At 58.4% G+C, this 20,838-nt stretch carries 16 protein-coding genes; 5 read left to right on the top strand and 11 right to left on the bottom strand.

What is annotated here, in order from left to right; all coding sequences use genetic code 11:
- Positions 1-64 precede the first annotated feature (64 nt).
- Positions 65-640, bottom strand: coding sequence for a LemA family protein (locus MWU38_RS13620; protein WP_247272344.1), 576 nt, complete (start codon positions 638-640; stop codon positions 65-67).
- A gap of 63 nt (positions 641-703) precedes the next feature.
- Between MWU38_RS13620 and MWU38_RS13615 the strand changes: the two genes are divergently transcribed.
- A complete protein-coding gene (locus MWU38_RS13615) occupies positions 704-1,750 on the top strand; it encodes a DUF3137 domain-containing protein (protein WP_247272343.1) in 1,047 nt (348 codons plus the stop codon).
- Between the two features lie 4 nt (positions 1,751-1,754).
- Here MWU38_RS13615 and MWU38_RS13610 read toward each other — a convergent pair whose 3' ends face one another.
- From MWU38_RS13610 to MWU38_RS13600, 3 genes are read right to left on the bottom strand one after another with little or no spacing between them, the layout of a single operon-like run.
- Positions 1,755-2,417 carry a CbrC family protein gene (locus tag MWU38_RS13610; RefSeq protein ID WP_247272342.1) on the bottom strand — a complete coding sequence of 221 codons (663 nt, stop codon included), beginning with the start codon at positions 2,415-2,417 and terminating at the stop codon, positions 1,755-1,757.
- Positions 2,417-3,592: a carboxynorspermidine decarboxylase gene (locus MWU38_RS13605; protein ID WP_247272341.1), complete on the bottom strand. Its 1,176-nt coding sequence runs from the start codon at positions 3,590-3,592 to the stop codon at positions 2,417-2,419. The genes MWU38_RS13610 and MWU38_RS13605 overlap by 1 nt, the downstream gene beginning before the upstream one ends.
- Positions 3,592-4,803, bottom strand: coding sequence for a saccharopine dehydrogenase family protein (locus MWU38_RS13600; protein ID WP_247272340.1), 1,212 nt, complete (start codon positions 4,801-4,803; stop codon positions 3,592-3,594). Before MWU38_RS13600 ends, MWU38_RS13605 begins: the two co-directional genes overlap by 1 nt.
- Positions 4,804-4,865: 62 nt before the next feature.
- On the opposite strand from MWU38_RS13600, the gene MWU38_RS13595 reads away from it, so the two are divergent.
- The 3 genes from MWU38_RS13595 (at position 4,866) to MWU38_RS13585 (ending at position 6,807) form a co-directional block, all read left to right on the top strand.
- Positions 4,866-5,810, top strand: coding sequence for a pyridoxal-phosphate dependent enzyme (locus tag MWU38_RS13595; RefSeq protein ID WP_247272339.1), 945 nt, complete (start codon positions 4,866-4,868; stop codon positions 5,808-5,810).
- An 85-nt stretch (positions 5,811-5,895) separates the two neighbouring features.
- Positions 5,896-6,348 (top strand): MAPEG family protein, encoded by a 453-nt coding sequence (locus tag MWU38_RS13590; RefSeq protein ID WP_247272338.1) that lies wholly within the window; start codon positions 5,896-5,898, stop codon positions 6,346-6,348.
- Positions 6,349-6,369: 21 nt separating this feature from the next.
- Positions 6,370-6,807: an MAPEG family protein gene (locus MWU38_RS13585; protein WP_247272337.1), complete on the top strand. Its 438-nt coding sequence runs from the start codon at positions 6,370-6,372 to the stop codon at positions 6,805-6,807.
- A gap of 38 nt (positions 6,808-6,845) precedes the next feature.
- On the opposite strand, the gene trxB is transcribed toward MWU38_RS13585, so the two are convergent.
- Both trxB and MWU38_RS13575 read right to left on the bottom strand, forming a co-directional pair.
- Positions 6,846-7,814 carry a thioredoxin-disulfide reductase gene (gene trxB, locus MWU38_RS13580; RefSeq protein WP_247272336.1) on the bottom strand — a complete coding sequence of 323 codons (969 nt, stop codon included), beginning with the start codon at positions 7,812-7,814 and terminating at the stop codon, positions 6,846-6,848.
- Between the two features lie 62 nt (positions 7,815-7,876).
- Entirely contained in the window at positions 7,877-8,680 is an 804-nt protein-coding gene (locus MWU38_RS13575) for a tyrosine-protein phosphatase (RefSeq protein ID WP_247272335.1), read from the bottom strand.
- Positions 8,681-8,838: 158 nt separating this feature from the next.
- Between MWU38_RS13575 and MWU38_RS13570 the strand changes: the two genes are divergently transcribed.
- The gene (locus tag MWU38_RS13570; RefSeq protein ID WP_247272334.1) at positions 8,839-9,300 is read left to right on the top strand and encodes a response regulator; all 462 of its coding nucleotides are present in this window, start codon (positions 8,839-8,841) and stop codon (positions 9,298-9,300) included.
- 2 nt (positions 9,301-9,302) lie between these two features.
- Here the strand turns inward: MWU38_RS13570 and MWU38_RS13565 are convergent, their stop codons facing one another.
- The 5 genes from MWU38_RS13565 to MWU38_RS13545 all read right to left on the bottom strand — a co-directional run bounded on the left by MWU38_RS13565 (position 9,303) and on the right by MWU38_RS13545 (position 20,833).
- Positions 9,303-10,694, bottom strand: coding sequence for a trehalose-6-phosphate synthase (locus tag MWU38_RS13565; RefSeq protein WP_247272601.1), 1,392 nt, complete (start codon positions 10,692-10,694; stop codon positions 9,303-9,305).
- On the bottom strand, positions 10,691-12,490 hold the full coding sequence (locus tag MWU38_RS13560) for a glycoside hydrolase family 15 protein (RefSeq protein ID WP_247272600.1): 1,800 nt from the start codon (positions 12,488-12,490) through the stop codon (positions 10,691-10,693). The genes MWU38_RS13565 and MWU38_RS13560 overlap by 4 nt, the downstream gene beginning before the upstream one ends.
- A 19-nt stretch (positions 12,491-12,509) precedes the next feature.
- Positions 12,510-13,253: a trehalose-phosphatase gene (gene otsB / locus MWU38_RS13555; RefSeq protein ID WP_247272333.1), complete on the bottom strand. Its 744-nt coding sequence runs from the start codon at positions 13,251-13,253 to the stop codon at positions 12,510-12,512.
- A 93-nt stretch (positions 13,254-13,346) separates the two neighbouring features.
- Positions 13,347-15,614, bottom strand: coding sequence for a DUF11 domain-containing protein (locus MWU38_RS13550; protein ID WP_247272332.1), 2,268 nt, complete (start codon positions 15,612-15,614; stop codon positions 13,347-13,349).
- On the bottom strand, positions 15,611-20,833 hold the full coding sequence (locus MWU38_RS13545) for a hypothetical protein (RefSeq protein WP_247272331.1): 5,223 nt from the start codon (positions 20,831-20,833) through the stop codon (positions 15,611-15,613). The genes MWU38_RS13550 and MWU38_RS13545 overlap by 4 nt, the downstream gene beginning before the upstream one ends.
- Positions 20,834-20,838: the final 5 nt, after the last annotated feature.

Raw genomic sequence — 20,838 nt, 5'->3', positions numbered from 1 at the left:
AAATACCGCCGCCTGCAATCAAAATCTTTCGTCTTCCGGTAAGTTCCTGGAAAAACGTTTAATTTCAGGAAAATGCGACCTTGGGTGCCTGGTCCACTGTGCCGCGTTCTGAATCGTCGAGCGTATTGAAATCGGCCTCTTTAAAACCGAGCATGCTGGCGAAAAGAACAGCCGGGAAAGCCTCGCGTGCCGAGTTGAACTGTGCAGCTGCCGCGTTCAATGCCCGGCGGGCAGCGGCGAGCTTGTCCTCGATCTCGGCCAGCTCGTTTTGCAATTCTTGGAAGTTTTCCGATGCACGAAGGTCCGGATAATCTTCACCCAACGCCAAAAGATTGTCGAGCGCGACTTTGAGGCCCTGCTCCGATCCGCTGTCCGGCTGACCTTTGGCAGCGACATTGCGCGCCTTGATCACCTCTTCAAGCGTGGATTTCTCGTGCCCCGCATACCCCTTCACCGCTTCGACAAGGTTGGGAATGAGGTCGTGACGCTGGCGAAGCTGCGCATCAATATCCGCGCGCCCCTGGTTCACGTTCTGACGCAGACGAACAAGCGTGTTGTAAATGGAAATGATGGCAAAGACGCCAACCACAACGATCACAAAAATCGCCGAAGTCCAGAACCATCCGAAAATATCAACCATTGTGAAGCCCTCTTTTACTTTCTTCGGTTAAGCATAGCGATGAAAGGTTAAGAGGTTGGTACGATGCAGGCCGATGTTCAGGGGTTGATGCGCGGAGAGCTTGGCAATTGGTTGTCCGAGCAATCCGAAATGCGCGATGAGGCAAGTAAAAAGGCCTCTGACCGCTGGTTTTACGGCGGAATTGCGCTTTTGCCTGTGTTTGCGTTTCTGTGGTTTGTGCCTTTTGGCGGGTTTAACCTGAAGCTTTTCGCCGGGCTTGCTGCGATCATCGGCGTTGGTGCATGGGGCTACAAACCCATTCAGGAAGCGAAAAAGACCATCAAGGTCGGTATCAACTCGGCTATCGCGCGGGACCTCGGCATTGAATACGACCCCGAGGTTGAGCCCGGATTGGAATTTCACCGAGCGAGAACATACGGGCTGGTGCCCAGCTATGACCGCGATGAGTTCGAAGATTGCTGGTATGGCGAACTGAACGGCAACCCGTTCAACCTCTACGAAGCGCATCTTGAAGAACGCCGTGGGTCAGGCAAGAACCGCCGCTGGGTGACGGTGTTCAGGGGCGCTATCATCTCCCTTCCGTTTGGCCGTGAATTCCGCTCCACCACGCTTCTTCAGCGCAAGGGCAAGCATAAGAAGTGGTTCGGGCTTGGCGGGGTCAAGGACGAAATCAAAATTGACGGCCACCGGATGCAATATGTCGATCAGGTGCATCCGGAGTTTGAAAACACCTTCGAAATTTTCAGCGACGACCAGATCGAGGCGCGTGTCCTTATCCACCCCTCTTATATCGAGCACCTCATCGCGCTTGAAAAATCATTTCACGGCAAGGCGATCCGCGCTTTGTTCGTGGATCAGCATCTGGTGATTGTCGTCGAAAGCGAGGATATGTTCGAGAGCGGCTCGATGAAGGCCGAGGAGGACAACGCCCGCGCTCAGGAAACCGCCGATCAGTTCGCAGCCCTCGCGCGCCTCATGCTGGCAATCAACCAGAATGGGCGTGGCCGGGTTGAGTCCATCAATAGCATCCCTCAGCACCCTGGTATTACTGAGAGTGTGCGCGAGGCCGCCCCGCGCCGCGCTGGCGGGTTTGGGCGCAAGGGGCTGTAGCTGTTCAATCCAAATCTAGCGTTGCGCGGTATCGGTTACCATCCAGCTCTTTGAACAAAAGAAAATAGGGACTGGGATAGGCATCTTGCCCGCCATATTTTTCGCACATGGCTGCACTCGCCTCGCCCAAATATTTCCATTTCTCTTCATCGCCATAGCCCATGAAAGCCATGGGTTCTCCGTCTATGGAAGCCCAATCAAACGGGTTGTATGTAGCAAAGCCCGGCGTGCGTTGCTCAATCTCTTCAATGTCAGGATTATCGTCTGAAACACCTTCGATTTGGCAATCATGCATCGAATAATTGTCGCCATTATCAAGTAGGATTCCAAGCCGACCGTCCGCTATGCATTGCGCGCAAATCACCGGCTCATCGCGGCGTATCCAATATGGTCTTTTCTGGTAGGCATAAATGTCGCGCATTCCGCAGCAATGGCACGGGCCATTGTGGCGTTTGAAGACAGCCTCGCCGTCCTCACCAAACTCGTAAGCGCCTGGGAAAAAGCGGAAATGAGGCTGCGCAAACCCTTGTGAGGGAGCGGTTGCTGGATCGATTTCAGGCAAAGGAGGATAAGGCTCCTTTTCGCGCCTTTCCGCTAACTCTGGCGCTCCGGCTTTTTTCGCATGAGAATGACTACTGAAGCCAAAAAGATACCGGAGCCACTTCATCAGCTCAACCGGTCGCGGAAGTCTTCGTATTCGAAACGTTTGACACATTCGAGCGCGTCCGTGTCGGAATCCCAGAGATAGATCGACGGCAATTGCACACCGTTGAAGGTGTTTGTCTTGACCATCGAATAGTGCGCCTGATCGAGGAAGGCGAAACGCGCTCCCGGCTCTGCCGGCACGGGCAGGCGATAGTCGCCAATCACGTCCCCTGCGAGACACGACGGTCCACCAAGGCGGATCGGCACGCTATCATCCTGAAGCTCGCCTAGCATGGCAGGACGATAGGGCGCTTCGAGCACGTCGGGCATATGACAGGTTGCCGATATATCCGCGATGCCGATGGGAACTTCGTTGAAGCCTGTGTCGAGCAGAGTGCCCACAAGGATGCCTGCGTCCAAAGCCACCGCTTCGCCCGGTTCAAGGATGATCTCGGCGCCTGTGTCGTCGGCTGCGTCTTTCAGAAATTCGATCAGCTCATCGCGCTCGTAATCGGCACGGGTGATGTGGTGCCCGCCGCCCATATTGATCCATTTGAGCTGCCCGAACCAGGGCTCGATCACATCAAACACGCGGTCCCATGTCTGGCGCAATGGTTCAAAAGTCTGCTCGCAAAGATTGTGGAAGTGGATGCCCTCCACCCCTTCCATATGCTCTTCGGTGAGTTGATCGATGGGAAAGCCGAGGCGCGAGCCGGGAGCTGACGGATCGTATTTGGGCACTTCGCCGGTTGCGACCATCGGATTGAGCCGCAGGCCCACAGAGACATCGCCGCCCGTCACCGCCGCCTGATCGAGGATGAGCGCCGCACGCTTAATCTGAGCGGGTGAGTTGAAGATCACGTGATCGGAAAGACGGCAAATCTCGTCCAGTTCTTCCGGCTTGAAAGCGGCGGAGTATGTCGCGATTTCGCCGTCGTAGAATTCGGATGCCAGCCGAGCTTCCCAAAGGCCGCTGGTGGACACCCCGTCGAGATATTCGCCCATGATGTGCGCGACCGAGTGCATGGAGAACGCCTTCAGTGCGGCGAAGACTTTACACCCTGCCTCATCGCGGATGTCGGCGAGTATCTGGCAATTGCTGCGGATTTTCGCCGCATCCACGACGAATGCAGGGCTTTCGACACGGTTAAGGTCGAACTGGGCAAAGGCGCCCGGATTTCCGGCTTTGGTTTCCATTAAAACCCGACCGGCCCGTCAAGCTCTTTCACCTGCCACGGCAGGCCATGCTGGTTGAGCATCTCCATGAAAGGATCAGGGTCCATCTCTTCCATGTTGAAGACGCCCTGCCCTTCCCAAGTGCCCTGCACCATCATTGCTGCGCCGATCATGGCGGGCACGCCGGTGGTGTAGCTTACCGCCTGGTTGCCGGTTTCCTCATACGCTGCTTCGTGGGAGCAGATATTGTTGATGTAGAAGGTCTTTTCGCCCGATCCATCGAGAGCCTCGCCGGTCGCAATGCAGCCGATATTGGTGTTGCCCTTGGTCGTCTCGCCCAGCGTTTCAGGCTTGGGCAGCACAGCGGCGAGGAATTGCAGCGGGATGATTTCGCGGCCCTTGTATTTGACCGGATCAATCCGCGTCATGCCAACATTCTGAAGCACGGTGAGGTGCTTGATGTATTCATCACCAAACGTCATCCAGAAACGCGCGCGCTCGATCTCCGGGTTGAATTTGGCGAGGCTTTCAAGCTCTTCGTGATACATAAGGTAGGCGTTCTTGGGACCAACCGCCTCGAAATCGAACTCGGTCTTTACCTGCATGGCGGGCGTTTCAACCCACTCACCGTTTTCCCAGTGGCGCGCAGGTGCGGTCACTTCGCGGATGTTGATTTCCGGATTGAAGTTGGTCGCAAAAGCCTGTCCGTGGTCGCCGCCATTGCAGTCGAGAATGTCGAGCGTGCGGATGGTTTTGAGCTTATGCTTCTTCAGCCACATGGTGAAAACGCTCGTCACACCGGGGTCAAAGCCAGAACCAAGCAACGCCATCAAACCCGCTTTCTTGAAGCGATCGTGATAGGCCCACTGCCATTTGTATTCGAACTTTGCCTCATCCTTGGGCTCGTAATTGGCGGTGTCCAGATAATGCACGCCCGCTTCCAGGCAGGCGTCCATGATCGGCAAATCCTGATAGGGAAGCGCGAGATTGACGACGAGGGTCGCGCCAACTTTTCTGATGAGGTTGACCATCGCCGGCACTTCTTCAGCGTCGATTTCGTAGGTCGGCACATCCACGCCAGTGCGCTCTTTGACAGAGGCCGCGATCTTGTCGCATTTCGACCTGGTGCGGCTGGCCAGATGGATCTCGGGGAAAATGTCCGAGTTCATCGCCATTTTGTGAACGCAAACCGAGCTAACGCCCCCTGCCCCGACTACCAAAACCTTTGACATATTTTGCCACCTTTCAATTCGAATCTTGCGCATCCTCTACTCTAATGCGTTAATGGCTACAAATGATCCGAACACCTACATTTGAAGGCGTCGTTGCCGCAGCCGCAAGCATTGCCGAAATTGTACCGCCAACACCGCTTTTGCCGGTTGAGATCGACGGCGTGCGCTGTTTCGTGAAGGCCGAAAATCTCCAGCCTATCGGCGCATTCAAGATCAGGGGCGCGTGGTGGCGGCTTTCCAACCTCGACGAGGAAGAGCGCGCCCGCGGCGTGATCGCGGTGTCGTCCGGCAATCATGCACAAGGCGTTGCCTGGGCCGCAAGAAGGCTCGGCATGAATGCCGTTATTGTCATGCCGCGGGATGCGCCGGAGGTGAAGCTTGCCAACACAAGGGCACTTGGCGCCGAAGTGGTGCTTTACGACAGGCCCGGCGAAGACCGCGACGAAGTTGCAGCCCACCTGATCAGAGAGCGCGGAGGAACGCTGGTCCATGCCTTTGGCGATCCATGGGTGATCGAAGGTCAGGGCTCAGCCGGTATCGAGGCGGCGGGACAGCTTGGAACAGATCCATCGCGCTTCATCGTGTGTTGCGGGGGCGGAGGGCTTGCGGCAGGACTTGCGATCGGGTGCCCGAACACCGCGGTCCATGTGGTCGAGCCCGAAGGCTGGGATATGGTCGGACGCGCGCTGGCAAAAGGCGAGATCGTGCACGCCCCAAAGGATGCTCCCAAAACCATCTGCGACGCGCTTCAGCCGACGGCGACGAAATCCATCAATCTCGAGGTGCTCAAGGGGCGCGCCGAACCGGGGACAAGTGTCACCGATGGCCAGGTGCGCGAGGCACAGCGATGGGCCTTTGCCAATTTGCGGATGGTGGTCGAGCCCGGCGGCGCCGCCGCCTTGGCGGCAGCATTGAGCGGCAAGATCCCCCTCGATGAAGGCACAGTCATCATGATCACAGGCGGAAATGCGGATCCGCAAGCCTTCGCGGAAACGATCCGCAATTGACCTGCATTCAATGCCTGTTGCGCGTTTGACAATTCACGCACCGACGCACAGACAATCGAAAAAACAAATGTAAGGGACCATTATCATGCAAGCTCAAATGCTCGCACCCGCAGCCGTTCTGGTTGTGTGGACTATCATTGTGCTTTTCTGGATAATCCCGCCGCGCTTTGGCTCGCTCGCAAAGGTTCAGGACAAATCGAAGCTTGGCAAGAAAGGCGTCCGGGGAAGCGATCTTGAAGGGGTCATCCCGGACAAGGCAAACTGGCCAGCGCACAATCACACCCATTTGCATGAACAACCCACGCTCTTTTACGCGGTCAGCGCGATCCTTGCGATCGTGGGAGCGGGCGCGATTGATATAATGCTGGCGTGGGGCTACGTCGCCTTGCGCATCGCACACTCGCTTTGGCAGATTCTGGTGAACAAAATCCCGGTGCGTTTTATGCTGTTTCTTGCCAGCACAATCGTGCTTGCCGTCCTTGCAGTGCGGGCGGTGATTGCGACCGCTTTCGCTGACCCTAGCATTGCACCGCAATAAAAGATTTTTGAGGGATCAAACATGATTGGAATGGATATTCTCGCCCCAGCGATCGCGCTGATGATCTGGACGATGATAATGTGGGCGTGGATGTACGCAACGCGCATCCCTGCGATGAGCGCAAGTCCCGAAATCCCCGAACCATCAAAGCTGGTGGGGACAACACCGGCCAGCCTGCGCGAAAAATTGCCCGAGCGCGTCAATTGGAAAGCGGACAATTACAACCACCTGCACGAAGCGCCCACGGTGTTTTACGCTGTGGCCATCATCCTCGCGATTGTTGGTCAAGGCGACGGGATGAACGCCTTTCTGGCGTGGATTTACACCGGGCTTCGCGTCATGCACAGCCTCGTGCAAGTGACCGCCAACCGCGTGATGGTGCGCTTCGTATTGTTCGCCGTGTCGAGCGTGGTTCTGATCGTGTTGATCGCAAAGGCGGCGTTTATCGTCTTTGCCTGATGGTATCGGGGCAGCTAGGCGGCTGCCCCCTACCCTTTTTATTCGGCCGCTTCGACTTCGCGTGCGTCTTCGAGCGTGGCGAGGAAACGTTCTGCGTCGAGCGCCGCCATGCAGCCCATGCCAGCAGCCGTGACCGCCTGGCGATAGACAGCATCGGTGACATCGCCTGCGGCAAATACGCCTGGAATCGCGGTCTTGGGCGTGCCGGGTTCAACCTCGAGATATTTGCCCGAGTGCATCGGCAGCTTGCCTTCGAACAATTCGGTTGATGGTGCGTGCCCGATGGCAACAAAAGCGCCGTCGACTTCGAGGGTCGAGCTTTCGCCTGTCACCGTGTCCTTCAGGTTAAGATGGCCAAGCGAGCCGTCTTCGCCCGCTTCAAAGCTTTCAACCGTCTTGTTCCACATGACGTTGATCTTGTCCGACTTGAATACGCGGTCCTGCAGGATCTTTTCCGCGCGAAATTCATCGCGGCGGTGGATGATCGTCACGTCATCGGAATGGTTGGTAAGGTAAAGCGCCTCTTCAACTGCGGTGTTGCCCCCGCCGATCACGGCGACCTTTTTGCCGCGATAGAAGAAACCATCGCAGGTCGCGCAGGCCGAAACGCCCTTGCCGCCGAGCTCCTGTTCGCCCGGCACGCCCAGCCATTTGGCCTGCGCGCCGGTGGCAATAACAATGGTATCGGCGATATATTCATCGCCACTGTCAGCAACCGCGCGGAATGGCGAACCATGCTCAAGGTCAACTTCGGTGATGATGTCATACATCATGCGCGTGCCGACATTTTCGGCCTGCGCTTTCATTTCTTCCATCATCCACGGGCCCTGCACCACGTCGCGGTAGCCTGGATAGTTTTCGACATCGGTGGTGATGGTCAACTGACCGCCGGGTTGAAGGCCCTGAACCACAATCGGTTCGAGCATGGCGCGCGCGGCGTAAATCGCGGCGGAATAGCCAGCAGGACCCGAACCGATGATAAGCATTTTTGTGCGATGGGTAGCCATAAGTCGTCTCTTGAAGTCTCAAATCATTGTTGAGTGGGATATGGGGGCGCCCGGCGCCAATGTCACGCCAGCAGGCGTTCTCTCAGGCGAGCTTTCCTTGTCTCATCCACACCTAAGGTTTGCGCCAGATAATTATCGACAGATCCATGGCTCTTCGTCACCTCCTGCCAATATGTGCCAAGATATTCCTCGCGAACGCCCATCAGGTTGCGGATGGCTTCGGGGTCAATTTCGCCGTAATGCGCCTGCATCCGGGGAAGCGACTGGGCTTCAAGGATGTGCTGTGTCGGCGCGTCATTGGTCAGCATGAACTCTGCCAGAATATCATCGTAATGCACGCCAAGCGTATGCAGCAGCAGGCTTGCACCCACGCCCGTGCGGTCCTTACCCGCAAAACAGTGGATCAGATTGCCGCCATCGCGCGTTTCCAGCGCGTTGAAATAGCGCGAGAACATGTCGATCATCGCGGGGTTAACCGGCATTCTTGTGTAAACCGCAATCATGCGCTGACGCCCTTTTTCGGGGGTCATCTCCCCGCTGCCAGCGCCCCCTTCGTGGGGTGGTGAGCTTGAGGTTTCGCCATCAAATGCAATCACGTGGGCGTTGAAATTCGCATGCCGTTGGCACGGGAAACTCGAGCGCTCGCTCTCCCCGCGAAAATCGACGATCGTTTGAATTCCAAGGCTCTGCACGAGATCCAGATCCGCTGCGCTTGCGTCCTTGTGCTGGCCAGATCGAAACAAGAGCCCCTTTTTCACGCGCGCGCCATCGGCGCCTTTATAACCGCCATAGTCGCGCAGATTGTGGATCCCTTCTGTGGTGAGGAAGGGGTCAGGAAAAGGTTTTTGGGATGTGTCTCGAATCATAGGCTCACCGTGTGACAGCGCGCGCGCTCAACGGCAAGCCGCCGCTACGCAATGGCCCTTAAGTAGGCATTCGAGGGGCGAGCGGAACGTGCAATTTGCCGCAGGCGTTTAATCCGGAGAAATCATCTCCGCCCCAACTCCAATTGGCAGAAACGCATATGGCCTATATTTTGATCGCTGATGATGACGACCTCATCGCAGAGCTTGCAAGTCAGGCATTGATTGACGCAGGTCACGCCTGTGGCTGGGTGACGAGCGCAGAGGATTGCTGGGAACTTTTGAAAAGGCGTCGCCCCCATGTGCTCCTGCTCGATCAGAATATGCCGGGCATGTCCGGCCTCGGACTGCTTCGCAAGCTGCGTCAATCGCCCGAATTTTACGATCTGCCCGTTCTCATGTTCACCGCGATGAGCGGCGCACAGGACGAAGCGCGCGCCACCTTCGAAGGGGCGCAAGGATACATCCGCAAGCCCTTCGATCCGCGCGGGCTCACCTTGCGGGTGCGGCGAATATTGGCGCGGCACAACGATCAACCGCGCCACAAGGACCTGCAAACCTATCTTGAGGAAAGCGCAGGACTGACCACGCAGGTAAACCCTGTTCCGCGCCGCGTGATATAGAGCTAGCCAGCGGCCAGATCGTCACAGAACTGCGTTGTCCATTCGCGCACATTATCATCGCGCACGGTGGCAATCATCGCCTGATAACGGCTCTTGCGCTCCTCCAGCGGCATATCAAGAGCCTTGCCAATCGCCATCGCCAGAGCATCGGGACTGTGCGGGTTGACCAGCAACGCGCCCTTGCCATCGCAGTCGAGCTGATAGGCCGCGCCTGCAAAATCGGACAGGACAAGCACGCCCGGATTTTCGGGGTCCTGCGCTGCGACATATTCCTTGGCCACAAGGTTCATCCCGTCTCGCAAGGGAGTGACCAAGCCAATCTTTGATGCCCTGAAAAAGCCGAAGAGCTCGGCGTGGGAATACCCCTTGTTGACGTATCGAATGGGCACGAGATCAACCTCGGATCGCGCGCCGTTGATCTGTCCGGTTTTCTGTTCAAGCTCCGCGCGGATTTCCTGATAGCTTTCGACATCCTCGCGGCTGGGCGGCGCGATCTGGATGAAGACAAGATCGCGCACGCGGTCGGGATGCTCATCAAAAAAGCGCCCGATGCCGTCGATGCGTTCGGGAAGCCCCTTGGAATAATCCAGCCGGTCCACACCAATCATGCCGGTCCGCCCCCGGATCGAGGCGAGGAAACGCTTTTCGGCATCCTTGGCCGCCGGCTTTGCGCCCTCGGCCTGAAAATGCTCCCAATCGATCCCGATCGGGTAGGCGCGCGCAATTGTCGTGCGCCCTTCGTGGGTGATCTGACCGCTGTCATGGTCAACCTCGGCGCCAAGTTCATTTTCGCAATAATGCACAAAGCTGGACAGCCATTCCGGCGTCTGAAAACCGATGAGATCATAAGACAGCATGGTTTTCACCAACCGCTCATGAAACGGAAGCGAAGTGAGGAGGCGCGTCGGTGGCCATGGTGTGTGGAGGAAGAAGCCGATCCGGTTCTTGACCCCGCGCGAGCGCAACCGTTCGCCCAAGGGGATAAGGTGATAATCGTGGACCCAGACAAGGTCCGCGTCCTCGATCAGCGGCAGGACATTTTCGGCAAAGCGGTCATTCACCCGCTCATAGCTCTCGCCTGTCTTGTTCTCGTAGCGGGCCAGATCAATGCGATAGTGAAACAGCGGCCACAGGGTCGAATTGGCGTATCCGTTGTAATATTCGCCCAGTTCCTGGGTCGACAGGTCAATCGTCGCTGTGGTTACGCCGTCATTGCGCTGAAGGTCGAGATTGCCCGAACGCTCGTCGCTCTCCTGACCCGACCATCCGAACCACACGCCGCCGCGATCCTTGAGTGCTGCGTTCAGTGCGCCTGCAAGGCCGCCTTGCGCGCCCGCGGCACCGCGCGCCTTGGGAACGGCGACACGGTTCGATATGACAACTAGACGGCTTATCGCACTTCACTCCACGGCTTGGACAACAGTCCGGCACAATTGATTACACCTACCAAGGAATAAGTCTGCGGGAAGTTCCCCCAAAGCTCGCCCGTTTCGTAGTCGAGATCCTCGCTCAGCAAGCCGGATTTGGTCGTATGGCTGAGCATGGTTTCAAACAATGAGCGCGCTTCATCGCTGCGTCCTGCCAGATGAAGCGCCTCGATCAGCCAGAACGTGCACACGTTGAACGCAGTCTCCGGCGCGCCAAAATCATCTTCAGCGGCATAGCGCAGCATATGATCGCCGCGCCTCAAGTGCTCTTCGACGGCGGCAAATGTCTGCTGAAAGCGTTCATTGTCGGGCGACAGGAAACGCAGCTCCACCATCTGCAAAAGCGATGCGTCCAGATAATCGCTTTCGAAACTGGCGCCGTAATGGCCTGCGCCCTTCCCATCGGGCTTCCACGCCTTTTCTTCGATTGTCGCAGCGATCTGGTCCGCACGGGTGCGCCAATGCGTTGCGCGGTCGTCTTTACCCAGATGCTCCGCCACATTGGCAAGACGATCACACGCAGCCCAGCTCATCACGGCGGAATAGGTGTGCACTTCCTCGCGCGTGCGGAATTCCCACAGGCCAGCGTCGGGTTGGTCGTGCATGTTCCACGCCATGTCGCCCACTTCTTCAAGCGCGGCAAAATCGGCATCATCGGCGGGGCGGAGCAACCGTTGATCAAAGAAACCTTGCGCGCTTGGCAGGACGATCTGGCCATAGCAATCGTGCTGTATCTGTTTGTAGGCCGCGTTACCGCGCCGCACCGGACCCATCCCGCGATAACCGGCAAGGTATGATGCGGTCGTCTCGCTCAAGCGGTCTTCGCCCATCACCGAATACAGCGGCTGGATCTGTCCCCCGCGTGCGCCGTCGACGATGTTGCGCAGATAGGTGAGATATTTCTCCATCACATCCAACGCGCCCAGACGGTTGAGCGCCTGAATGGTGTAATAACTGTCCCTGATCCAGCAGTAGCGATAGTCCCAATTGCGTTCCGAATGGGCGGCCTCGGGGATGGAGGTGGTGAGCGCAGCGACAATCGCGCCCGTCTCTTCGTGCTGGCACAGCTTGAGGGTAATGGCGCAGCGAATGACCTCTTCCTGCCATTCGAGCGGGATGTGCAGCCCCCTTACCCAGCTTTGCCAATATTTGCGCGTCGCCTGCTCCATCGAGCGCACGTTTTCGCGCAGGTTTCCGCCGAAGGGTTCATCCGGACCGAGGAAGAAGTGCGTGTCCTCCTCGATGCGGAATATGCGCCCTTCCTCGATATAACCGATGGGCGCATCGGTGGAGAGGCGTAGCGTGTTCTCCCCCGCGAGATAGCGGATGTGGTTGGTCCCGTGCGTGGTATCGGCAAGGCCCGCGCCGTAATTCCTCGTCGGTTTGAGGACCACCTTGATACGCGGGTGGCCGCTGATCGGCCGCACGATGCGGGCAAAGGCGACGGGACGATACATCCGGCCCGACCCTTCATATCGCGGCGCAAAGTCGAGCACCTCAATCGCACCGCCATCCTCTGCCTTGAGGGTGGTAACAAGGATCGGCGTATTGCGAATATATTCCTGCGAGGCGCTCACCTGCCCTTCAAGTTCGAAGCGCCAGATGCCCGCATCGCGCTGGCTGTTGTTAAGGAGCGCGGAGAAAACAGGGTCCCCGTCAACGCGCGGGATACAGCCCCAGACAAATGCCCCGCTTTCATCGACAAGCGCGGTAACCTGACAGTTTCCAATCGGCCAAAGCTCAAGATTGGATTGTTCAAACATGGTTTCTTTGGTCAAATTCCTAAAGCTCCAGCCATTTGTGGACTTGTGTGACAGTGGCGAGCGCATGGGCGGCGCTGGTGGTTTCACGCTCTCCTACAAGAATGCCGAAACCGCCAAGGCGACTGGCCGCGACAAAGCCGGCTTCGTCGGTGAGGTCATCGCCTATGAAGACGGGAATGCATCCGGCAAATCCGGGTTCCTCCATAAGCGCCACAACCGCCGTGCCCTTGTCCGCGCCGCCTGAGATCACCTCGACTACGCATTTGCCGCTTTGAACGCTCCATCCGTTTTCAACCGCCAGCGTCTTGGCAAAATCTTGCGCCGCTTCGCCTTTATCGGGGTTTGCCCGGTAATGGAGAGCACCACCGTGGGGCTTCTGTTCGAAATCGAGGCCCTCCCCATCAGCGAAGGTGCGCAATGCTTTTTCCATCGTCTCGGGCAATTGCTGCGCAGCAGTGCCCAGCGCCGAACGATCCGCGCGTCTCACGTCAGAACCATGCGAGCCAGCAGCCGCAAGGCTAACGGAACCAATATGCGTTTCGATATCTGCAATTGATCGCCCGCTGACGAGCGCGAGCGCCCCGCCCAGGCGCTGTGAAAGAGTTTCAAGCCTTGATGCCAGATCAGGCACAGGCGAAATCGTGTCAGGGGTGGGAGCGAGCTCCACCAAGGTCCCGTCAAAATCAAGGAACAGCGCATGGCGCGCGCTTTGAAGAAGGGTCGCCAGCGCTGGAGGCGCGCTCAAATCACGAGCAGATTGCATGGGCCCAAACCCTAGAGCAAAGCTGTGCGCGGTCAATGCTTTTGCTGCACCGCAACAACACGCATTGCTATGCGATAAGGCTTTTTGGCCGTGCTATTCGACCCTGTAGCGCACCGTAACGGTAAAGGTGCTGCCGCCAGCCATTGCGCCCGACGGGTTTACCCTGAAGTCGGTTATATTGGCATCGCAGCCTGTCCCATCGTCCACCGGCGTATAGGTAAAGCTTGTGCCGTTATCGCTGGAGAATTCCACATCATCCGCGCCCGATCCAAGGCTGGCAAAGGTGTAGGTTAGGCCCGAGTTTGCGCCCGGATCACCGAAGATCACCGGCCCGCCTGCACGGCTGATAAGGCACATTCTCGCATCCGCCGGACCGTTGTCGAGTACGCTTACCGTGTCGGGGAAGGTGGCATCGACGCCGGTATTGGTGACGGTAATCAGATATTCGACCGTCGCACCCGGGATCGCCTTGGGATTGTTGGTCCCATTGACCGGGTCAGCAATGACCGAACTGATCTTGCTGACGGTAAGGTCGACTTGCGGCGTGCAGAAGAAAAGATCGTGTACACCGATGCCCTGTTGGCCGGGGTTGGTCGGCGCGGTGTTGGCATTGCCATAACGGATCACAACCGTATCGACGGCTTGCGTGAAGGTAACGACCACGGTGCCGGTTGCGGCATTGTTATCGGCGGTGCCGTCACCGATGACCGAATTGCCGCTCACAAAGTTGACATTGCCATTGGTAAGGGTCGGGTTGACGCTCGCGCCATTATTGCTGCCGCTCACGAACAGGCGGTCGGCGAACTGGTTGGCGCCGAAATCGACATCGAAGATCGAGAATTGCAGCCCGGTGAAGCTTCGCGGCAGGGTGATGGTCAACTCCACCTCGCCCGTCCGGTTGGCCTGGTCCGACACAACCTGAAGCACGTTTTCGACAGGGTTGAGGCCACCGTTGAAGTAGGTCCCCACATTGGGCATCGCCCCGCCCCAGATGGCGTTGCTCACGTAAGCCCCGTCGTTGTCGAACGAGAAATTCACATCGCCAAAGCTGCCAAACCCATAGGTGTTGTTGGTCGACCCTGCCGTCCAGCCCGAAATCGCATCCCAATCGAACACCGATTGACCCACCGGGCAGGCAAGCACAGGCGGAACACCCGGTGCGCGGCCTGATTGGACGGTGAAGCTGGACGAGGCAAAATCGTCTTCGCCATTGTTTCCGTTGTTCGGGGTCGAATCAAAGTCCGGCACGCTGCTAGAAATGATTTCGGCGGTATTGGTGACCGTCGTGCCCGCGTTTGCGGTGATCGAGCCTGAAATGGTCAGCGTCGCACTTTGACCGGGCGCAAGCGTGCCGATGGTCCATTGACCATTGGCAGGATTGAACGAGCCGTCGCCTGACGAGCTGGCAAAATTGAAACCGGCGGGCAAAGTGTCTGCGACCACCACGCCGTCTGCGGCCAATTCAGACGCTGACGCATTGGTTGCGGTCAAACGCCACACGGCTGTTCCCCCTTGCACCGGCGGTGATCCGACCAGCGTCTTGGTCAGCGACAGGTCAGCGCCTGGAGAAGCGTAAACAAAGTCCGAAATTCCAAGGAACTGGGTCCCGGGATCGCCAGTGCCGGTGTAGCTGAAATAGACAATGCGGATGCGCTGAACCGACTGCGAGCCGAAATCGAAATTGATATTGCCATTGGTTGCAGCTGTCCCGGAACCACCTGTGCCCCTCCAGCCATTAACGGTTGCATCATTGGTGCGCGTAACCGAGCTTCCGGTGGTCCAGAACGCAGTGTTCGTCGCAGCATTGGTAAAGCCGCCGCTGCCATTGTCGTAAAAAACCTCGACCGCGTCGGTATAGTTGCCTTGGTCAATGTCGCCGAGCGAGAATTCCAGGTTTCGCACCGATCGGCTGAGGTCAATGGTGATGGTGACTTTATCGCGGGGATCGAAATTGGCGTTGTCGAAACTCGCAAGCAGCGGGCCTGCCGACCCGCCGATCGTGCCATTGAAATAGCTCACGAAAGTCGGCGAAAAAGCCGGTTCGAATGTCCCGGTCCCTTCGGTCTGGACCGAATAGGTTATCGTTGCAATCGTGCCATCCGACGCAGTTACGGTCGTGCCCGAAGGCAGAGCTGCCCGGTTGGCAACCCCGGTATTGGTCCAATCGACGCTTTCCGTCTGGGCGTGTGCCGCGCCGGGCATCATAAGCAATGCAAGCATCAACGCGCTTGCGAGCGTGAGAACCTTGTGCACCAGATTATGCGTATTTGCGACCATGACGCGTGCATAGGCGGCTATGGTAAACGCAGGGTTTACCATGCTGGGAATGTCAGAACTTCTAGAAATCTGTACGCCGTTCATCGGTTCAGCCCAAGGAAATCAAAGCTGCTGGTGTCAAACTTCATCCGGACACTGGCGAACACGCCCTTGTCGGTGTTGCGAGCCGCCGAGAAGTCGCCGTCGCGGAAACCTTCGACGTTGTAACCAACGGTGATGAGCATGCCTTCAACCGGCGTCACACCAATGGTCGGGCCGTAAGAGAAGCTCGCCAGATCGCCTTCAAGCATGGCGCGCACGGTTGCGCTTGCGCCGATTTCGAAGATCTCGCCGACACCAATGCGCGCGTCTGCGCCGAGGAATGCGGTTGTGCCCGAGAACTCGGTGCCCTCAAACTTGTCGAAGTTGTAACGGCCACCCACGAACAGGCCGAATTCGTTGCGGCGCGTCTGGGTGATGATGCCGTTGTCGTCCTCGTCGAAATCGCGCGGAGTCCAGTTGGTGGACCAGCTTGCGATGAGGCGGCGCGACAAGGCATCGCCATCAACCAGAAGCGCACTTGATCCGGCACCGCCAGCGACCCCTGCGATACCGCCGGTCACTTTATCACTGCGGTATTCAAGTTTGCCCAGCATGGCGAATTCGGAAAAGTCGGGACGGTGTGCGAATGCGATTGCCGCGTCCATGATCTCGACCTTTGGACCGTTCTCGTCTTCGGCTTTGGTCCAGGTGAAGCCCGAGCCGACAATCGACCCCTCGCCCAGCTGGCGGATCGCGCCAAAGGTTGCGCCCATGCGGTCGGCAAGCTCGCCATCGCGATATTCACCGCGGCCCGTGACGCTCCAGCGATCCTTGCGCCATGCGCCACCAAGGGTGAATGCGGTGAAGTCTTCAAACTGCTGACCGCCGGTCAATTGACCGCCAGAAGCCGCCGGTTGGAGCGGGTTCACAAGATCGGCCACATCAGGCGCGCCGTTCAAGGTGCGGTTGCCGTCGATGGTCGCATCAATCGCGAACTCGGGTGAGAGTTGCAGCGTTTGCGCAAGGCCAAAGGCGGCAAAGGTGCGATTGCCAAGCTCGCTGATGTTGTCCTGACCGATCGAGGTGATGATCTGTCCGCCTTGCCAAGGTGTCACTTCGACACCGCCGCGAAGCGTGCGCGCGTCGATGTTCTCGCCATCGGCGATCTCATAAGTGCCCACCAGGCGAACACCTTGAGCAATCGCATAACGGGCACCGATGCGGTGACGGGCCGGCAGGTCAATGCTCTCTGCCTTGTCGAGCGCAATCGCAGTCGATGCGGACAATTCAAGCGCATTGTCGAGCAGTCGCTGTGTCACGCCTCCTTCGAGCACGGTTGAGGTGTTGGTGGTGCCATCGGTCAGGCGATCATTGAAGTGCGCAAGTCCGACGCGGAAATCGGTGTTCTTGCGGGTCAGGTTCAGCTGCGCCTGCGCTGCGCGGCGACGCGATGAATCCTGAAGACTGTCATCCTGCCACACGCTGCCCAGCACGCTGAGGTGATCGCTCAGGAACACGCGGCCATCAACGCCAACCTTACGGCGGCCCTGATCGACGCCGTTTTGTTGGCCAACGCCGTAATCCTGGTCGAGTTGGTGGGCATAGGCGAGAATGTCGAGCTTGCCGGTTTGGTGCTGCACTTCGGCGAGCCAGCCGGTCGCTGTTTCGCCTTCGCTGCGGCTCATGGCGATTTCACCGCGAACCTGCGTGCTCGTGCCAAGGTCTGCGCGAAGATCGAGTGAACCGATATCCGTGCGAGCACCCTCGCCCTTGTCGGTGATCGCGTTCGCGCCGATGCGCACACGGCCATCACCGCTGGTCCAGTCGACGCGCGCGCCTGCGTTCATTTCGGCATTGCCAAGGCCGTCGGTTTCATACTCAACCACAATGAATTGCGGGTTGAGGTTTTCATCGCGGCTCAGCACAGGACGTGTGAAGGTGATCGTGCCGGTCAGCAGGTCAAGATCATAGTCAAGGAAGCGCGTCAAAGTGCGGCTGCTTACGATGAGTTCCGAACGGAAACGGTCGCGCACTTCAATCGTCACGCGCTCGGAGTTGGGCACGACGTTGCGGCTGCCAAGCTGGTATGGTCCGGTGATGCCCTGGCCCTGGATCTCTTCGCGCTGGAGGCGGCTTGAGATTTCAGCGGCAAACGCGCTCGCCTTGAACTGGCCAACGCGCGCTTCGCCCTTCACGCCGGTTGCGGTGCGGTTGTAGCGGGCAAGGCGGGTTTGATCGAAAGCGGTCTCGAAGTCGCCATAAAGCGCATAGAAGGTCGCGGTTTCGATACGCACGTAAAGTTTTTCGCGGCTTGCGGCATCGAAGCGGCGCGAGGATGCGTCTGCGAAGACGGTGTAATAGGCATTGGGGTCAAGCTGACCCAGAACGCGCTGGTCTTCGCGCTGCTTGGCACTGTCATAAGCGATGGTGGTCAGGAATTTACCAAGGATGCGACCCTTGGCGTAAAGCGCGACGCGGGCATTGTCGCCAAGATCGCTGTCAAAGCGGCCTTCACGCTCCATGTTCTCTGCAACGGATTTTGCACCAACCGTGCCTTCTGCAAGGCCCACGATTGTCCATTCGATGTCGCCGGGAACAACCCATGTTTCAAGCTGCTGCTCGCGCGCAAGCTCGCCGTCGTTGAACTGGAAGTCGAGGCGCAGCGAACCGGAAACCATGGTCGGCGCAAGCTCGATTTTCGCAATACCGTCGGTACCTTCGACAACCCAGCGCGCCTGGCTTGAGTTGAAGCCGGTGAGTTGGTTCAGCTGCTGTCGATCAATCTGCTCGCCGCTCTCATAGGGTGCGTTGAGGGTAAAGTTACCCGAAACACCTTCGCGAAGAGGACGGTTGTTGCGGTCAAGAACGCGGATCGCGACGACCGGACGCGTGCGACCGTCGGCCACGAGGTTCGATTGATCAGGGACAAGCTCGACGCGTGCCGGTGTCGAGGTGAAGAACACTTCCTGGCTGAAAGTCTTGCTGACCCCGCCGAACGTGTTGATCACATCGGCTTCGAGCACGGTGCGGTCGCCGTCGAGAACAATGCCGCGCCATGTGCTGACCGCGAAGCGGCCTTGCGTAGGGGTCAAGGTGCCGTCGAATGAAAGCCCGCTTACCTCTTCGCCATTGACGCGAAGCTTGATTTGTTGACCGCGGCGGTGACGGATGGCGACCCGGATAGCTGGCGAACGCGGGTTCGCGGTGGTGCCGGGGAAGAGGAAACCGTCTTCGCCATCGCCAAGTGCCAGCCAGTCGGTGTTCGCAGCATAGACCGGCTCGGCGCGCTCTGCTGCTGCGGCGGTGCTTGCAGGGATGCCAGCGCCAGTAAGCGTATCAGCCGATACAGCCGGGGTGGCGCGCTCGATGGCGGGACGGCCAGAGCCGCCAGCGATTGCGTTTACGGCGCGTGCTGCATCGCCATCAGGGCGAGCCTCGCCATTGCGCTCTGCGAGAGTTTGCTCGACAAATGCAGGCGTGCCTTCGGGGAAGTTGATGTCGAAATCTGCGACGACCAGCGAACCGCCCTGCCCGATAACAAAGCGCGAGCTTGCGCTGCCGGCGTTGCGGGTGTCGCGGTAGCAATTGACCAGTTCGCCGCCTTCAGGAACCGTCATGCGCGCAACAGCAACCACGTGGGTGCCCGGCACAACGCCTTCGAAGTGATAGCGGCCATCGGCATCGGTGATCGCGTAAGAGCCATCTTCCATGACCACGCGCACACCGGGAACGCCGGGGCGTGGGTTGTCCTTGGTGTTGTCCACCGAACAAGGGCCGGCGGTGATGCGGCCGATGATCGTCATGCGGTCGGCGATTGTCTCGCGCTCAACCTCGACCGCGACACTGGTGCGCGCGGTGCGGCCGACGGAATCGACACTGACCACATCGTTAGGCGCAACACCCGGTGCAGCATCGGGAAGAACACTCATGGCGTAAGTCACGCGGGCGTTTTCGCCAGGCGCCAGATCACCCAGTGAAACGGTGAGCGAGCGGCCATCAGGGGCAAATGCAATTTGGTCAGGTGCCTCGGCACCGTTCACCCGCACGCTATCAGCGCGGAAACGCAGCGAAGATGACGGCGTATCGGTCAACACCACATCGCGGCGCGGACGCGATGGATCATCGTTTCTCGCAGTGATCGAATAGAACACGACATCGCCCGGCTGCACGCGGTTTCTCGACGCAGTTTTAACAAGGCCGATGTCTTCAGCTGGCCGATCAAGCGGAATGTCCACCTGAATTGGCGTTGGATCGTTCAGCTCGAATACGTCGCCAAATGACGCATCGAGAATGATAAAGGAGCGGCCATCGGGACGGCTCAACTGAGCAAGGCTTGCGCGGCTTGCGACTGATGGCGCGGTGTACGGCTCTGGCGGCTCGATAACGAGGCGATAGCTGCCCAGGAACGTAAGCGGGAACCAGAATTCGCCTGCCTCAGGATTGAAGACAAGACCGTCGCCATAAGTGACAGGCTGACCCGAGATAACCGTCGAAGGCCACGGGGTAACGCCGTCTTCTGCAAAAACAGTCGCCGGAGCGCCGGTTGCCGCATCGACAATAGTGACGCGCGCGCCAGACACTGGCTGACCGGTTTCACTGTCAAACACAACGCCGAACGGATCGGCGAGCACCTGAACCTCGGTTTCAACAACAACAGTCGTGTCGCCCGGCAGGAAAGCTTCGATGGAAATGGTCGCGCCGTCGTTGATGCTAAGCTCACAATCGCCGCTCGCCGGGGTCGGTGGGATGCGTGCAGTGCCGATCTGACCAACGAACCTGCCGGTGTTGTTGCCGGTTTCGAAAATCGTCAGGCTTTCTTCATCGCCGGTGGACGTGGTGATTGTCACATCCATGCGATCCACTTCGTTCGGATCGACATTCGCCTGAAGCGCGGTGATCTCGAACAGCATGGTTTGGCCAGGCCGGATAATCGACGTGACCTCGGCGGCCCCTTCTACAGGGGTAAGCTCGATAGGCGAAGATCCTCCGCCGCCCGAACCAGCGGGCCCTTGCCCGCCTGCCGCGCACAGTGGCGCGCGGAAATTGAGGTCAACACCGCCCTGAGGGGTCGGACGAAATGCCCGAATCTCTGGTGGAGGCAATGTGACATCGAACCGCACTTCGTTGGAGACTGTTTCGCGCTCGCGCCCCTCAAACAGCCAGCTAGCCTCCGCGGTATTGGTAATGGTGCGAAGAACCTCCGCCTCATTGGTGTTTTGCGCGTTTGCGCTCCCTGCGAGCACGCCGAATGGCAGCAGCACTACACCGAGTGCTGCTGCCACGCGCT

It is taken from the genome of Qipengyuania sp. S6317L1 (assembly GCF_023015615.1).
Lineage (GTDB): Bacteria > Pseudomonadota > Alphaproteobacteria > Sphingomonadales > Sphingomonadaceae > Erythrobacter.
Note: the sequence above shows the minus strand (reverse complement) of the source record. Positions and strands in the feature narration are given on the sequence as shown.

Excerpts from the sequence above, each read along its gene's own strand:
- MWU38_RS13550 (WP_247272332.1), bottom strand. The coding sequence starts at position 15,614 with ATGAACGGCGTACAGATTTCTAGAAGTTCTGACATTCCCAGCATGGTA.
- MWU38_RS13620 (WP_247272344.1), bottom strand. The coding sequence starts at position 640 with ATGGTTGATATTTTCGGATGGTTCTGGACTTCGGCGATTTTTGTGATC.
- MWU38_RS13560 (WP_247272600.1), bottom strand. The coding sequence starts at position 12,490 with ATGTTTGAACAATCCAATCTTGAGCTTTGGCCGATTGGAAACTGTCAG.
- MWU38_RS13595 (WP_247272339.1), top strand. The coding sequence starts at position 4,866 with ATGATCCGAACACCTACATTTGAAGGCGTCGTTGCCGCAGCCGCAAGC.
- MWU38_RS13615 (WP_247272343.1), top strand. The coding sequence starts at position 704 with ATGCAGGCCGATGTTCAGGGGTTGATGCGCGGAGAGCTTGGCAATTGG.
- MWU38_RS13600 (WP_247272340.1), bottom strand. The coding sequence starts at position 4,803 with ATGTCAAAGGTTTTGGTAGTCGGGGCAGGGGGCGTTAGCTCGGTTTGC.
- MWU38_RS13605 (WP_247272341.1), bottom strand. The coding sequence starts at position 3,592 with ATGGAAACCAAAGCCGGAAATCCGGGCGCCTTTGCCCAGTTCGACCTT.
- MWU38_RS13575 (WP_247272335.1), bottom strand. The coding sequence starts at position 8,680 with ATGATTCGAGACACATCCCAAAAACCTTTTCCTGACCCCTTCCTCACC.
- MWU38_RS13570 (WP_247272334.1), top strand. The coding sequence starts at position 8,839 with ATGGCCTATATTTTGATCGCTGATGATGACGACCTCATCGCAGAGCTT.
- MWU38_RS13585 (WP_247272337.1), top strand. The coding sequence starts at position 6,370 with ATGATTGGAATGGATATTCTCGCCCCAGCGATCGCGCTGATGATCTGG.
- MWU38_RS13610 (WP_247272342.1), bottom strand. The coding sequence starts at position 2,417 with ATGAAGTGGCTCCGGTATCTTTTTGGCTTCAGTAGTCATTCTCATGCG.
- trxB (WP_247272336.1), bottom strand. The coding sequence starts at position 7,814 with ATGGCTACCCATCGCACAAAAATGCTTATCATCGGTTCGGGTCCTGCT.
- otsB (WP_247272333.1), bottom strand. The coding sequence starts at position 13,253 with ATGCAATCTGCTCGTGATTTGAGCGCGCCTCCAGCGCTGGCGACCCTT.
- MWU38_RS13590 (WP_247272338.1), top strand. The coding sequence starts at position 5,896 with ATGCAAGCTCAAATGCTCGCACCCGCAGCCGTTCTGGTTGTGTGGACT.